The sequence below is a fragment of the Moorena bouillonii PNG genome (genome assembly GCF_001942495.1).
Classification (GTDB): domain Bacteria; phylum Cyanobacteriota; class Cyanobacteriia; order Cyanobacteriales; family Coleofasciculaceae; genus Moorena; species Moorena bouillonii.
In genome coordinates, this window is the sequence record NZ_MKZS01000001.1 from 4,569,937 (window position 1) to 4,584,813 (window position 14,877).

Annotated in this window: 11 protein-coding genes and 2 pseudogenes; 10 read left to right on the forward strand and 3 right to left on the reverse strand. The window is 41.3% G+C overall.

Annotated features, from left to right (window positions below):
* Positions 1-786: 786 nt before the first annotated feature.
* The 4 genes from BJP37_RS18545 (at position 787) to BJP37_RS41245 (ending at position 3,089) form a co-directional block, all read left to right on the forward strand.
* Complete coding sequence (locus tag BJP37_RS18545; RefSeq protein ID WP_158069655.1) at positions 787-1,065, forward strand: HAD-IA family hydrolase; 279 nt, start codon at positions 787-789, stop codon at positions 1,063-1,065.
* Positions 1,066-1,212: 147 nt separating this feature from the next.
* The gene (locus BJP37_RS18550; protein ID WP_070394311.1) at positions 1,213-1,497 is read left to right on the forward strand and encodes a hypothetical protein; all 285 of its coding nucleotides are present in this window, start codon (positions 1,213-1,215) and stop codon (positions 1,495-1,497) included.
* A gap of 316 nt (positions 1,498-1,813) precedes the next feature.
* On the forward strand, positions 1,814-2,029 hold the full coding sequence (locus BJP37_RS18555; RefSeq protein WP_075900937.1) for a hypothetical protein: 216 nt from the start codon (positions 1,814-1,816) through the stop codon (positions 2,027-2,029).
* Between the two features lie 742 nt (positions 2,030-2,771).
* Entirely contained in the window at positions 2,772-3,089 is a 318-nt protein-coding gene (locus BJP37_RS41245; RefSeq protein WP_229415583.1) for a glycosyltransferase, read from the forward strand.
* 727 nt (positions 3,090-3,816) lie between these two features.
* Here the strand turns inward: BJP37_RS41245 and rpsU are convergent.
* Together rpsU and rbp are read right to left on the reverse strand one after the other, a co-directional pair.
* The gene (rpsU, locus tag BJP37_RS18565) at positions 3,817-4,017 is read right to left on the reverse strand and encodes a 30S ribosomal protein S21 (RefSeq protein ID WP_070394310.1); all 201 of its coding nucleotides are present in this window, start codon (positions 4,015-4,017) and stop codon (positions 3,817-3,819) included.
* An 820-nt stretch (positions 4,018-4,837) separates the two neighbouring features.
* On the reverse strand, positions 4,838-5,143 hold the full coding sequence (gene rbp, locus BJP37_RS18570) for an RNA-binding regulator (protein WP_075900939.1): 306 nt from the start codon (positions 5,141-5,143) through the stop codon (positions 4,838-4,840).
* Positions 5,144-6,813: 1,670 nt separating this feature from the next.
* Between rbp and BJP37_RS45100 the strand changes: the two are divergent.
* The 3 genes and pseudogenes from BJP37_RS45100 (at position 6,814) to BJP37_RS41260 (ending at position 9,313) form a co-directional block, all read left to right on the forward strand.
* Positions 6,814-7,777, forward strand: a pseudogene (locus tag BJP37_RS45100) (glycosyltransferase family 2 protein).
* A gap of 96 nt (positions 7,778-7,873) precedes the next feature.
* Positions 7,874-8,677, forward strand: a pseudogene (locus tag BJP37_RS42685) (oligosaccharide flippase family protein).
* Positions 8,678-8,725: 48 nt separating this feature from the next.
* On the forward strand, positions 8,726-9,313 hold the full coding sequence (locus tag BJP37_RS41260) for an MATE family efflux transporter (RefSeq protein ID WP_198954104.1): 588 nt from the start codon (positions 8,726-8,728) through the stop codon (positions 9,311-9,313).
* Between the two features lie 100 nt (positions 9,314-9,413).
* On the opposite strand, the gene BJP37_RS43680 is transcribed toward BJP37_RS41260, so the two are convergent.
* A complete protein-coding gene (locus BJP37_RS43680) occupies positions 9,414-9,539 on the reverse strand; it encodes a hypothetical protein (protein ID WP_269087025.1) in 126 nt (41 codons plus the stop codon).
* A gap of 232 nt (positions 9,540-9,771) precedes the next feature.
* Here BJP37_RS43680 and BJP37_RS18590 point away from each other — a divergent pair, with 232 nt between their 5' ends.
* From BJP37_RS18590 to BJP37_RS18600, 3 genes are all read left to right on the forward strand, one after another.
* Complete coding sequence (locus tag BJP37_RS18590) at positions 9,772-11,100, forward strand: O-antigen ligase family protein (RefSeq protein ID WP_075900943.1); 1,329 nt, start codon at positions 9,772-9,774, stop codon at positions 11,098-11,100.
* Between the two features lie 172 nt (positions 11,101-11,272).
* Positions 11,273-13,300, forward strand: coding sequence for a GumC family protein (locus BJP37_RS18595; protein WP_075900944.1), 2,028 nt, complete (start codon positions 11,273-11,275; stop codon positions 13,298-13,300).
* 3 nt (positions 13,301-13,303) lie between these two features.
* Positions 13,304-14,701: a GH39 family glycosyl hydrolase gene (locus BJP37_RS18600; protein WP_075900946.1), complete on the forward strand. Its 1,398-nt coding sequence runs from the start codon at positions 13,304-13,306 to the stop codon at positions 14,699-14,701.
* The last annotated feature ends 176 nt before the right edge of the window (positions 14,702-14,877 follow it).

Below are 14,877 nucleotides of genomic sequence, written 5' to 3' on the forward strand. Positions count from 1 at the left end.
CATCACAATACCTGAATCATTTTACTTCAGTATAGCAGTTTGCAGACACGCCCTAGTCCCATTAACTGCTTATCTATCCTTACTTTTCCCTTGAATAGCAAAATCAGAGTAGTTAGGAACACATAGATATGGCAAGGCAAACCCAACACTGGATTAGGTGGGTTTTTAGGAGCTTAGTTTCAATATAGGTCAGATGGATCACACACTAGCCAAGATCATCAATACATCCCAATACGTATCATTTGATATCTTTGATACCGCAATTATACGCAATGTTTTAGAGCAAAGTGATGTCTTTACACTGGTTCAAAAGCAATATGATTATTGTCATTCCGAGTTATTACCAAATTATCCTAAGCTTAGACAAAAAGCATAAAAAAAATCTAGGGACAAACTCTGGAGACGAGAACAGGTCTCAGAGGTTGTCTGAGAAGTATCATTTGCTACATCCAAGCCCCCTAAATCCCCCGAGCGAGCAATCCCTCGCTCGGGGGACTTTTAGAAGCAAATTGACTCTTCCCCCAAATTTGGGGGGCTAGGGGGGCAAAATTCAGTATCAAAAAACTTTTCATATATCCTCTCAGAAGTTACCTTGGATACCATATTTGAGTGTTTGGTAGAAGATTTTGGACTTAATGACCAAAGCGCACAAATACTAAAAAAATTGAAATACAAACCGAAGGGGATGTTTGCAGACGTAATGAATTTATTTTTTCGGTCTATAACTATTGCCGAAAAATTTATAAACAGATTATTTTTATCTAAGATATGTATCTCCCCCTATCGGTGATCAATAAAATTATTCATTCGGCAGGCTATGATGATAGTGAAAAGCTATTTTTATCCTCTACTATAGGCAAAACTAAATTTAGAGGAGATATTTATGGATATGTTGTTGAAAAGCTAGGATGTAACCCAGAATATATCCTTCACATTGGTGATAATTATCAGTCTGATATTTTAAATGCCAAAGCCAATGGCTTAGTATTTTTTTTAATAAAAAAAAATACATATAGCTATCAAAAATTATTGGTTCCAAAAGGAAAAGTTTCATCAGCTTGTTAACAAAAACAATCTCTTGACAGTTCATTTTATCTAGCAACCATTATCAATCAGTATTATTGTGATACTCAGGATAATCAAACTAGTTACGAAGAGTAATTTTGGTATAACTTCGGGTTTAAGAATGTTGGAATCCTTTTTTTTAGTTTCATGAATTGGTTGCTAGATGCAACCACTAAAGATGGCATAGACAAAATTTTATTCTTATCCCGTGATGGTTATATCATGCATAAGGTTTATTACCTGCTAGCCGGATATAGAGATAATAGTCCAAGGGCAGAATATATGTATGCCTCAAGAGGAGCTCTCAATATTCCTAGCATCTTTGAATTAAACGATGTAGCGATGGATTTTTTAGCGAGTGGAACGGGTATCTTAACAGTTTCACAGTTTTTAGAGCGAATTGATATTGACCCTAAGCAATATCAGCAATAAATTCAAATGGCTGGTTTTTTAGATAGTCATCAAAAGGTTAAAACTAAAGAATATTCTATCCTATTTAATAATTTATATGAAGTCTTAAATAGTGAGATTAGACAGTTATAAAAATCTGAATTATTTTTTTAAAATTACATAAAACTTATTTTTATTTCAATGATCAATAAATAGCCATAGTAGATATATTAGGGAATGGAACCATGCAATATTATCTATCTACATTGCTTAAAAATTTTAGAAAAGATATAGAAATCAACGGATACTATTGTGAAACACTTAAGCAGGCGGCAAAAAATCATAAACAAAGAATTGATTGTCTAGTTATCTAATTGATTTAGGCAAGCCGAAATATTACAAAAATCTAGTAAAGCTATGCTTGCCATTGTTGGAGTTTATCCATGCCGCTCCCCATGGCAGTGTTAATAAGTATGCTTGTATAGGACAAGAGGTTAAGCCATTGCTTGATGAACATGACCTCAGCTTACAGGATAGAATAAAAGCCCTACTTATCCAAAAGGGTGCTTTATAATTCATTAGTCAATACCAGAAATTTCTCCAAAACTATCCCTTCATTAAGCCCCTCAAAAAAATTGCCACTCAACCTTTGTATAGAGTTATCAAAAATCCCACTCTTTATGAAGCCGAAAAACTGGGAGATATTGAGCATTCTGAAAGTTTTGGAAATATTAACGATAAACGGTATATAGCGTTTATCATAGCTATGAGGTACACATTATTTTTTCCCTCTTCCCTCTTCCCTCTTCCCTCTTCCCTCTTCCCTCTTCATTCTTCCCTGCTCCCTGCTCCCTGCTCCCTGCTCCCTAAAAACCAGAGATTTGTACCTCATGGGTATAAGACTTGCTATATTGCTAAACCTCCCACTGATATCCCTCTACTAGTATTGAGTGAGATTTTAGAAATTATTCAGTTCATTCAAATCATCCTATTGGCGTAGGGGCTATATAAAGAGGCTGTTAGCTAATATTTCTTCCTAAAAGGAATTACGAATTTTAGTTGGTTTCGCCCCCCTAACTACCCAAATATGGGTAGTAATGCTAATCAGTCCCTGAAACTGGTTATTTTTTAAAAAAAAATTGCCAATCATAGGATTTATAATCAGCATAAAGTTTTCAGTTCACATATCATCAGGAGGATATAACCTTGAAACCCTTAGTTAGTGTCGTAATACCTACCTATCGCAGACCAAAATTAGTTAAACGAGCTGTTGCGCTCTAGCTCAAACCCTTAGTCAAATTGAAGTCATTGTTGTTATAGATGGTCCGAATGAAGCTACTTGTGCCTCACTTGCAGAAGTGGATGACTCCAGGCTAAGAGTGATTGAACTGCCCACCAATCAAGGTTGCACCGCCGCTCGTAGGGTGGGGGTTGCTGCGGCTCAAGCCCCATGGATTGCTCATCTAGATGATGATGACGAATGGATGCCCCAAAAACTAGAACTGCAACTGGAAGCTGCTAATTGTTCCCAATACAAATACCCCATTGTCAGCTGTTACCTAATTGCTCGGACTCCCCAAGACGATTCGATTTGGCCGAGAATAATTCCCTCTAAATTAGAACCAATGAGTTAATATCTATTTGTTCGCAATACCTTATTCCAGGGAGAAGCAGTAATTCAAGGTTCAACTATTTTTACATCCAAAGAGTTATTGCAAAAAATCCCCCCCAGGAGAAGCGGTGAGGTTCACGAAGATTGGGACTGGCTGTTACGGGCCACTACTTTGGAAGAGGTAGGAATTGAGTTTGTGACTGAACCATTGTCAGTGTGGTATTTAGGATAAAACCGTCCTAGTATTAGTAGCACTACTAAATGGCGGAATTCATTAAACTGGATTCAAAAAGTACAAGACTTAGTCACACCCCGTGCTTACGCATCCTTTATCTTGACAGAGGTAAGTTCAAGAGCCGCCTTTGCTGGTGAGTGGAACGCATTTTTTCCCCTTCTCTGGTAAGCCATTCGCCATGGCAAACCCCTACCTATGGATATAGGTTTGTGGCTACTCTCTCCCAATACTCGACGCTGGTTGCGAAATTTACTGACTAAGAATCCTCAGCCATTAACAACTTGAGCAAAAAATCAGGTCATATCAAGTCCGCTTTTGTTGTTTGTCATTTGTAGTGTTCATAATCGAAGGTTGTTTTGGGTAATCGGTAACAGAAATAGGCAAGGGGTAATCGGTAATGGTACAGGAGTAATCGCAATTGCCAATTACCCATTACCTCTTACCTATTACCCACGCCTTACAATAACGATGCTACCGGAGTGGATCTAAAAAATTAATATAGGAATCTACCCTGCTAGAACCGTCTTCTACGGTTTCGGAGTCTTCGACGTTCCCGATGTCTCGCAATTTCTTTACGTTTGCGTTTTTGTGCAAATGTCTCAAAATGACGATTCTTTTTCATATCAGCAAAGATGCCAGCTTGGGAGACTTTTCGCTTAAATCGACGTAGGGCTGATTCTAAGTGCTCATTTTCACCAACCACCACTTGGGTCATTCAATGTCCTCCTGTTTTGATCGCTTCCGTGGTCGAATAACAAGTCATCATTCATCCCATAAGAACAGGACAGGGCAAACCTCTGATTGACTGACAAAACTCCTACAACTGACGGAAGGTGTTGGCATCCGGCCAGTTTTTAAAACGAATGGCTCATATCTCAAGTCCGTTAAAAATCATAATATTGCACCTGGATAGCCTGCACTCGTCTATGGCAAGGAAATCCGAATTTAGCCTGCCAAAAGCAAGCTCTCAAATCCTTATTTTTTCCTTACTCCTTGTCAAGGGAACTGTGATGGTTTATTTCCACGCTTCAGCCTGCAGAGTTTGCTACAATATATCGCTTAAAACTGACTTTAGCTATGAGCCGTGGAATTAATGGCTTTGCTTAATAATGGAATGATTTGAAGAGTTTTTTGGAATGGGCATCTTGCCCCTTCTCAATATTTTCGGGCAGCCAGGATGCCGACCCCACTCATATTCATTCCTTGATTCAGCAATACCGAATTAATGATATTTTTGGTTAACTCACACACTACAACTAGTGTGATTCTCGATCTGAACACTACCTATGTGGGTTTTCCTACTCTAGGTCTTAAAAGTCCATACTTGTCTGAATCAAAGAGTTTAAGATGCCTTCAATCCACTTATAGACAGCAATCCTAAGCACACTAGTATCTTTCAACTATAGTTCGGGTTTGCTTTACCCTACCAGGATTACTCCCTAAATTCTGACGCGCAGCGTAGAACTTGACAGGGGTAAAACCCCTGCCCTGTCCTCAGACCAGAGAATTGGGTTTTGATTTAGATCAAAGCGAGCTTAGTAGCGACGAGCACCGAAGTTATCACCTCTGCCGCGATTGCCCCCAAATGAGTTTCTTTTTTCCCGAGGCTTGGCTTTATTGACTTTGAGCTCGCGCCCCATCCATTCAGCTCGATCAAGCTCTTCAATGGCCTTTGCTTCTTCCTCCTCTGTGTTCATTTCCACAAAAGCAAAGCCCCTTAAGCGACCTGTTTCGCGATCGGTGGGCATGTGAATTCGCTTGATTTGGCCATATTCTTCAAACACAGATTTCAGATCCTCTTCTGTCACCTCACGTGCAAGGTTACCAACGTAGACAGACATACAATATCTCCAAAATTTGATTTATGTAGAGATAGAAATTTCGGAGGCATGCTTAGCAATATGAAACAGAAGAAACCTGTCAACACTGAAAACAAAAACTGCAACCGATACCTATACTCACCTTTTATGATAACATAGACATTAAGGTGACTAACCTCCTACTTGGGTTGTGCAATTAAGTTGTGCAATTAAGCTGTTGTGCATTTTAATTGCATAGTTGCCAGTGTTGAAACAAATTTTCATACACACTCCTCATCTCTGGGTCCCCCCTCACCGCCTTTTCATTATAGCCGCAAATCTCGATAAACCAGGGAAGGTGACCGAATTTGGGACTGAGCTTTTGACGGACGCTATCAGCGTGTCCCTTATCAGCCCATTTGGGGATAACCCAATGCTTATCACTAGTCGAACCAAAGTTTTTATAGTTATGTAAATTTTTGTGAATTTTTATTCCATCTGCTTGGAGCAAGGATGGGTGATTTTTTAACACTACTTAATGTAGCACCGTTTATTTTTGAACAAACTTCAATTTGTATTACATTAAGTAATATATGTAATGCTCATCCTGACTTTTCAGCATAAGTATAAATACTCAGGTTTAGCCAGGGATTTGTGATTAGCCCTTCAGGCGGCGGCGTAAGCCCCATTGCAAAATCCTCAAAATTCGTAATCTTTTAGAACTACACAATGTAGTGCATAATGTGTGTCATAAAGTCATACCAATTCTTCAAAGCTAGACTACATATGCAGATGGAGCGATGGGGCGATGGGGCGATGGGGTGATGAGGATATGAAGTTGATGTGCAGCCGTAATTTCCCAAATTGGTAAGCTAGTCTTTATTTAAATTCTATTGTTCTGATAGCAGGGGAGCAGTGGAGAGGGTTTGACGGTTTTTTTTCTGACTGAATAATATCCAATGTAAATGCGCAACAGTTTATCAAGTGATTGATGAAGGCAAAAGCTAAAAGCAATCCCAGCATTACCGACCTGATCAAGCAGGGCTGTTTCATTGTCGGACTAAAATGGATTTCTGGGGAGATAGGGAGATAGGGAGATAGGGAGATAGGGAGATAGGGAGATTTTTGCTAATAAAAAGGTATTGTTAACCTGAAAAAAACCTTCTCTCCATTACCCCAGCTAGCTTTCACCCGATTTAATTTACAATTTATTCATGAGCAATGTTATAGCCCTGCCCTGATCAAGGGAGGCAAGCAAAAGGCAATTTTTTAAAAAAAATCGCAAAATTATGTATTTTATATCTATTATTTATACCGCAATTATACTGAAATTTTACTAGATTTTACTGACTTAAATAATACTATAAAAAAACGAGTTTTTTCGAAAAATATTTTCAATAATTAATAGGATTTAATTATATAGCGTTTTCAAATGAGATGTGAAACTAGGATTGATGGGAAAAGGCAACAGGCAACAAGCAACAAACAACAGTAGAAAAAAAATGCTTGTTTTTTTTGTTTTATGAGAAATCAGGATTGGATTTCATGATCTATTTGGTTTAGCTATATATAGTCGAATTCAACGAAAATAAGTCAGTAGGATTTGACTGGGGAATGAGAGATTGAGAAATATATTTCTCACCTCATCACCCCATCACTTCATCATTTGTAGTTTGAATAAATGAAATTGATATTAGAAATAGGAGTTTTGAATGATTACTTCAGCAAAAGTCAGTGTTGTCGTTCCTGCTTATAACGTTCGCTCTTACATTTGGGAAGCGCTAGTCTCTCTTGAGCGTCAGTCTTATCGAGAATTTGAAGTCCTGATTGTTGACGACGGCTCTACTGATGATACCGCTGAACTCGTTAAACCGTTTTGTCGGCGGGATTCACGCTTTCAGTTATTGCAGAAGTCCAATGGAGGACTCTCATCGGCTCGTAACTATGGCATCCGTCATGCTCGTGCTAGCTACATCGCTCTACTTGATGCAGATGATGTCTACAAGCCGGACAAACTAGCTAAGCATGTGGCTGTACTGGATCGGGAACCAGAAGTAGGGGTTGTCTACAGTGCTTCACAAGCAATCCGTGATGATGGAAGTCCCACGATCATGCGTCTGAGTGGTAAGCCAGTTATGTCTGACCCACTCAAGCGCCCTACTGTACAAGAATTTCATTGGTCATGGTTCTAATGGTGTATTCCGAAGCTGTCTAGTGGATGAAGTCGGGGAATTTGACGAAGGGTTACGCAGTTCAGAAGATATAGATTTCTGGTTAAGAATTGCCGCTACGGGACGCTGGCGTTTTCATCGGGAGCCACAAATCCTGTGTTGCTACCGAGTTCGTCCTTTTGGACTTTCTTTTAACATAGCACAAATGCAGCATTCTCATGAACAGGTAATTAAATCAGCTTATGAACGGTCTCCAGAATTGGTAGAGAAAGTATTGCCGACGGCTTACGCTTATATGTATCGCTACCTAGCTCGATTATCTTTAACTGCTGGTGATGCAGCTAAAGCTGTTCACTTTATCAACCAAGCGTTAGCTGCCAATAGTTCAATCTTCTATCGCGATCCGCGATCGCTTCTGACGCTCGTAGCTGTAAGTCTGGCACCACTAGCCAAGCTGGTGATTAAGGGATCACTTGGCTCCGCAGAATACACAGCAAACAACTAAAAATTTTGTATTAGTCATGAGTCATTGGTCATTGGCCTTTGACCTGCAAGCCTTGTACATGCAAGTCTTTTGTCCCTTCCAAACCTTGCTAACCTAATGAAACTCAGCTCGTTACTCACAAGTGGGTTCTGGACAACATACGGAGCCCTCGGGACACGTCTGCTGGTATTGCTAAGTAACCTGATACTAGCTAGGTTGCTGTTGCCATCTGAATTTGGGGTGATCAGCGTTGCCTATATTTTTTGGTCTTTCCTAAATTTGTTCACCCAAGGCACCATCAACTCTTTTATTGTCTACAAGGGCATTGAAGACCAGCGTTATTTAAATACAACATACACAATTGCTATTGCCAGGGGATTGATGTTGGCAGTGGCAATGGTGGCGATATCCCCCCTAGCGGCTAACTTTTTCGGTGTACCAGAGCTGGTCTGGATTCTGGTCGTGTTCGCCTTTAATCTGCTGGTGGCTTCTATCCAGTCTGTTTATCAGGGAGTACTCACTAGACAGATGAGGTATCGGTAAATAGCCAATGCTACCATAATCGCCTCGTTCGTGCGAGTAGTCTCTACCACTGGTTGCGCCTTTATCGGTTTGAGCTATTGGTCATTTGTGGTGGGAGATGCTGCTTTTTGGTTTATAGAGTATTGGATTAGTCGTCGTCATGTAGAACACAAATTCCGCTTACAGATTGATCCACAGGCTAGCTCAGAAGTCTTGTCGTTCTGTTTTGGTGCCACTGTTTCCAGTTTGGGATTTTATGTAAATGCCAATGGTGACAACTTTGTAATTGGTAAACTGCTGGGTAATACTAATTTGGGATACTACAACTTTGCTTACCAATTGACCCAGACCATTAACACTGTAATGGGTGAGGTGATTAATCAGGTAGGAATGTCTTGATTCGCACAGTTAGAGAATGACGAAGAGCAGCAAAGTGTTCTAGTCACAATGGTTGAACAAATGGCTTTCCTGGGGGCTCCTCTATACGCCTTATTTTTTTTAGTGGTAGACGATCAGGTCATCTCTATGATATTTGGCCAGAAGTGGGTGCCAGCCTGCCAGGTAATTCCCTGGTTACTGGTGTTTGCTTACTTTAGGCTGATCAATAATTCACTGATTAATATGCTTGCAGCAAAAGGCAGAACTGGGATTAACGCCAAGGTTAACCTTATGATTGCTCCCGTAGCGTTCTTGAGCTTTATCATTGGTGCTGAGCAAGCAGGAATACTTGGGGTGGGAATTGCAGTTACTTTCGTGCTAGGAATTGTTTGGACAGTTTACTGGTGGTGGGTAGCTTGCGGAGCACTAGGTTGGCCATTGATTAAGTTTTTACTACCGTGCTTTAAAGCTGCTGTGATTGTACTGCTAGCAATTGTGAGTTGTCTAGGGTTACCAACAATCCTGAAGCCCTTCCTATTTATGAGTCTCTATATCGTCTGTATGCGCCTGATCGCTGCCAAACAATTTTTAAGTTACCAGTCTCTACTAGGGAAATTGGCTAATCAGCTGACAAAGTTAGGTAAAAGTCAGTTATAAGCTAATAATTCAGTAAATTTACTGAAGGTTAGGTTAAGCGAATGTACTGTTTAATCGGTAATTTCTCTAATCTAAATTAAGGCATTAAATAGGCACAATGTTATTGTGGCTGCTCATATATAGCAGTTATCACTTGAGTGATGGAAAAAGTCATGGATTGTAGGGAGTAGGGAGTAGGAATCCCCTCTTCCTTAATCAGGGGGGAATAAAATTGACTGTACCTCATAAGTATGATAAACCTTATCAAACAATACTGTTATGGAAACGGCAAAACCTTGCGGTGCGACCCGTGGCGAATTAAATTCTTAATGGGTCAAGCGCACCGGAGGGTATATCAATACAAATAAAAAAAGACAAATAACAGCCAAAACAACACTATAAACGAACGAAGCTAGCAGATTTGAATCACTCTCATATAATGAACGTGCTCTAAAACATCAAAGTATGGACTGTTAACTATGACCTCTAGCATACCATATTTCCAGACCAGAAACTTTAAACTGGGTGCCATGTCATTTCCAGAAAAAGTTATTTACTGGGTGATTGTGCTAACACCGCTCTGGTGGTTGTTGGGAATACAAACACTCTTCTACCCAGCGGTAGTTGTTGGTTTGTTAGGAGTAAACTTTGATATCGACAAACTCACTAGGGTATCGATACCTGCTTGTATCTGGGCTTGGTTAGGTATGGCTCTAGTCATGGTCTGGACTGCTACGTTTGGTCTCAATGACGTAGGGTTTGCCTTGCAGAAAATTGCTGCTACCTTCGTAACTTTTTTCAAAAGCTACTGTTTAATTGTTGCCGCACTGCTCCTACCGTTTTGGCATGTCATCAGGGTTAAGGTGGTCACCCGTGCTGTAGCTTGGATGGCAACAGGATATTTAGTGACTATCGCCATTGAGATGGTCATGCTGGTAGTGGGATTAGGCAAAGAACCTTTTCTACCGCCCTTAGCGCGTCTGATTCCCGGCGGTGCTCTGAGTTTGCTAGTTACATTTGCTGACTTACAACCTTTTTTTGGTATCCCGTTACCCAGGACAGTTCTTTACACCCCAGACCCCCCGATTGTAGGGGTGTGTTCGATTCTAAGTTTTTTCATCTGCTTGGGTGAAGAAAACCGCCGCTTACGTCAAATATCTGTAGCGGGTTGTTTAACGGCTTTGCTAATTAGTTTTAGTCGTTTATCCTGGGTTTCCTTTGTGATCGCATTGGTGATTACAGCTTGTTTCCGGAGCAATTTGGCTCGTCAAGGTTCTTTATGGATTGGTTCATTAAGCTCATTACTTTGTGCTATTTTAGGAGGTTTGACCTTAAGTGATTTAGTGAAAAAGCCCCTAGAAATCTTCAATAGTGCTCGTGCCGAATCCTCTAAAGACCGGGAACTGGTGGTTAGTAAAACCCTTGAGGCTTGGCAACAACGCCCCTGGATGGGATGGGGAATTATACAAGGCTCCGTCAAATGGTATATCTACGACATTGTTTTGGGTTCCTTTTCAACTTACGCCTCAGTTCTTTATTTGCACGGCATCATTGGTTTTATCTTTTTCTTAGCTGCTCTAGGTTCAACCCTTTGGAGTACTTGGACTCCAGCGATTCGTGGTAACCATAATTGCCAGTGGGCATTTGCCAGTCTGGTGGCTTTGTACATGCTTCTCAACGGAACACCCTTGACCTGGATGGCAGTGTATTTGTGGTATTTTTGGGTCTGGTTAGGGGCAATTATTGCCGAAATACAGCGAAATGAGCAGTTTGTCTCTCGATGGGAGCAGTTATCTGACAGAACTTGAAAATCAAAAATTAAAAATTTAAAATTCCAAAAAATTAGACTTTGATTTATATAAATAAATTTATTTATTTTTGATTATTTATAAAAACGTTTATTTAGATTATTGGGATTGGTGAATTGATATAAATTTATATTTTATACAATTAAGATTGTAATTATCAGGAATATATATTATGAAAAAAGTAGCTGCGATTCTGAATAGACATTGGACAATTTTATTAGTTTTTAATTCGTTGGTGCTGGCAGCTAGCTTTGGAGCCTTTTCTTTATTAAAGCCTTTTTGGATTGCTAAAGCACAGCTAATTCTACCGGAAACAGGGAAGTTACAAGCTAGTTTAGGAACCCTTGGGTCATTAACTAAGGGGGATTCTAAATTGGCGACTAAGAGTCATCCTCTGAATATGCAGGCATCGATTCTAAACAGTGATGCTTTGATGAGGCGCTTGTTGGAGTCTGACCCAGAGAAAACGGATTTTCAAAGGCTGGTTCAATACAAGAAGTTGTTCGCGGTATCTCCTGACCAGGAATCGACTACGATCTGGTTGAATGCCACTGGGGATAGTCCAAAATTAGCAAGAGATCGAGTCAAAGCACTAATCAGTGCGTATCAGGAGCGTCTGAATGAACTGCGTCAAGCGGATGGTACCACTAGGGTTGAGTTCAATAAGAAAGCGCTGGAGCGAGCTAAACAAAAATTGGATCAGTCTCAGGAGGCATTAGCAAAGTTTCAGGAATCCTCTGGTTTAGTGAATAGCAAAGCCCAAACTGAAGGACTGGTGAGGGCAATTACTGATCTGAGTATTAGCCAAGCTCAGGCTCAAGCTCAAGCTCAAGCTAGTCAACATCAGCTTCAAATCCTATCGACTCGTTTGGGTCTTACTCCTAAGCAAGCAATCCGGTCTCTAGGTCTAGCAGAAAACCGGGATTACCAGTTTGTGCGGCAGCAGTTGACTGAATTGGAAGCGACTTTGGTCAAAGCTCAAACTACTTATACCTATGCTCATCCGGAGATCCAAAATCTGCTGCTACAACGTGAGGAGTTGCAGCAGCAGATTCAGCAGTACATCTTTCTAGCAGCTGGTGATACGTTAGTAGACCCGACGCTAACTGATAGTGCTCAAGGAAGAGCAATGTTAATCCAGCAACTGATTCTGGCGGAAAGTGCTGCTAGTGGTCAACAACAACAGGCTGAGCAATTACAGCAGCAGATTGACCAGATTAAAAGTACTTTAACGGTGATTCCTGTCCATCAGTCTAGGCTGCTGGAACTAAAGCGACAGTACGATGTGGCTGCTGGAGTCTATAACGGTTTAGTTGCTCAAATGGAGCAAGTCAATCTTGATGCCTTTAGTGCTTATCCCAATGTACAGGTGCTTGACCCTCCCACTGTTGACGAGAAGCCTGCTGGTCCGAAGAAGTTGTTAATCATAGCTAATGGTTTTCTGGCATCGGCAGTGGGTAGTATAGCGCTGGTATTGCTGCTAGAACGGCGCAACCCACTGCTGAGCCCGAAAGATCTAAAGGCAATCAAGTTCCCGATGGTGGTCAATATCCCTCATCTGAGACACGCTGGTATGGGATTAGAGCTGGGTACAGAAACGGATGTAGAGTTTCAGCGACTAGCATCGGTGATTAGCTTACGCTCTGGAGAGGACCGTCGCATCTTGATTACTAGCGCGATGGTCTCAGAAGGCAAAACTACTGTCACTCTGGGATTGGCGAGAGCTCTGGTAGATTTAGGGTTTCGGGTCTTGGTAGTAGATGGAGATTTCCGACAGGCCACCCTTTCTCAGCGCTTGGGTCATCACCATGACCCCCTCAAACCTGGACAGCCGGTAAAGATTCAACCGAGTCTTGACTTACTCCCTACCTCCCACAAAAAAGGCAAAATTGTGGAGCTGGTGACTCAGGGGAAATTTGAGCAGAGCCTAGCTACTGCGGAGGAATCGGGTGACTATGACTATGTTTTGATTGACAGTGCTCCGGTCAGTATGACCAGTGAAACTGCCCTGATGGCTGCTGTCATCCGTAATTTGTTGTTTGTTGTTCGACCTGAGATTAGTAAGCGTGACTTTGTCAGTGACAGCTTGGAACAACTGGCTCAGCACAATGCTCAACTGTTGGGTTTGGTGGTGAATGGGGTAGAAACTAAGTCCAAACCCTACTTGTACAGATCCAGTGATAGTTTAGTGAAGTCATAAGCGATGAAACGTAGAACATTACTCCAGCTAGCAGTATCTGGCGCTGCGATCGCATTCCTCTTACCAAGACTCTTTGAGGAGGAAAGCGCTACTAATTCGGTAAGAGCATCACCAATACAAAATTTGTGGTTGTCCAGAAAGTCAATTAACACTAAAGTTAGGGTGGATTGGAGAAACCAAGTCGCACAAACTACACCCTTCACCTTTGGCTCCAACGACTACGAAATTACTATTCCGGAAAAGGCATCAGACTCGGATTTCCAGAAGCATCTGGCGGAACTGGATATGAGGTTAATTCGTATTCACCATATCGATCTATGCGAACGTTGGACTAACCAAGCTACCAAAACCTGGGACGAGGAAAAAATTAAAGCCTGCTACGATGCCTCTTATCCCCAAAAGCCTACCATTATCCAAAACATTCCCCGCTGGCCTAGTTGGATGGCTACAAATCGGCGTGGTCTACTGTCGAGAAAGGAGTATGACAACTATGCTACCTTCTGTGCTCAACTGGTGGAGATTCTCAATCGACGCCAGCAACGACAGATTAGGTACTGGGAACCTTTAAATGAACAAGATGTGCCTTATCAAAAAGCGGGTAAGTTGAATCAGCTGTGGGTGATCTACAACAAAGTGGCACGGGCAATGAAAGCTGTAGACCCCTCAATCAAGGTGGGAGGACCAGTCTTGACTTGGGATGAACCTAACCGACTAGAAGATTTTCTGAAGAAATGTGCTTCGAATGTAGATTTCATTTCCTGGCACCGTTACGGTAGTGGGAATGCCAAGGAGTCCACAGACAAACTGATGTCCTACACACCAGAGTATAGGACGCAGGTGGAGAATTTTCGCAAAATAGCAGAAAAATACATTCCGGACCGAAAAGTACCATTGTTCTTGGGAGAATATAACATCAACTACTCATGGAATTCTGGTGAAAATCGTCAGAATTCCCATATCGGAGCGGTTTGGTTTGCTTCAGTATTCAAACATTTAGCTGACGCTGGAATTGACATGGCGACCTCCTGGCATCTCAAGGATATGTATTACGGCATGATCGACCACATGAATAATCTGCGACCAGCTGCAACTGTATTTGGCTGGGCGATCAAGTACCTGACTGGGAAGGTGATGTATACCGAGAGCGGCCATAAGTTTGTGGAGGCTATGGCAATAGAGCAGTCCAATGAACAGCGATCGCTATTGTTGATCAATAAATCAGCCAAACTTGCCAGAATCAGGATTGAGGGAACACTCGATGTGGCCAAGACTCGAAGGCTACCCATGTTTTCTTTAGATGCCAACGGTGTCAAGAGCAGAACCCTAGCAACAAGGCTACTGAAGTACTCATCGGTGAGATTGAATCCTTACTCTCTTGTGTTACTGCGTTTGAGTAATTAGTGATTAGGGATTAGCGATTAGGCATGATAGCACTAGGTATTAATTACCAGAAGTATTAGACAACAGAACTGAAAAAGATTTAGTGAAAAAGATTCACCGAAGCCTTACTCCACTTAATCGAACACCATTACACTAAAAATTAACACCTAACAGCTTGCTCTAACTCTCAAAACTAG

Excerpts from the sequence above, each read along its gene's own strand:
- BJP37_RS18550 (WP_070394311.1), top strand. The coding sequence starts at position 1,213 with ATGAATTGGTTGCTAGATGCAACCACTAAAGATGGCATAGACAAAATT.
- rpsU (WP_070394310.1), bottom strand. The coding sequence starts at position 4,017 with ATGACCCAAGTGGTGGTTGGTGAAAATGAGCACTTAGAATCAGCCCTA.
- rbp (WP_075900939.1), bottom strand. The coding sequence starts at position 5,143 with ATGTCTGTCTACGTTGGTAACCTTGCACGTGAGGTGACAGAAGAGGAT.
- BJP37_RS41260 (WP_198954104.1), top strand. The coding sequence starts at position 8,726 with ATGGTTGAACAAATGGCTTTCCTGGGGGCTCCTCTATACGCCTTATTT.
- BJP37_RS43680 (WP_269087025.1), bottom strand. The coding sequence starts at position 9,539 with ATGAGGTACAGTCAATTTTATTCCCCCCTGATTAAGGAAGAGGGGATT.
- BJP37_RS18590 (WP_075900943.1), top strand. The coding sequence starts at position 9,772 with ATGACCTCTAGCATACCATATTTCCAGACCAGAAACTTTAAACTGGGT.
- BJP37_RS18595 (WP_075900944.1), top strand. The coding sequence starts at position 11,273 with ATGAAAAAAGTAGCTGCGATTCTGAATAGACATTGGACAATTTTATTA.
- BJP37_RS18600 (WP_075900946.1), top strand. The coding sequence starts at position 13,304 with ATGAAACGTAGAACATTACTCCAGCTAGCAGTATCTGGCGCTGCGATC.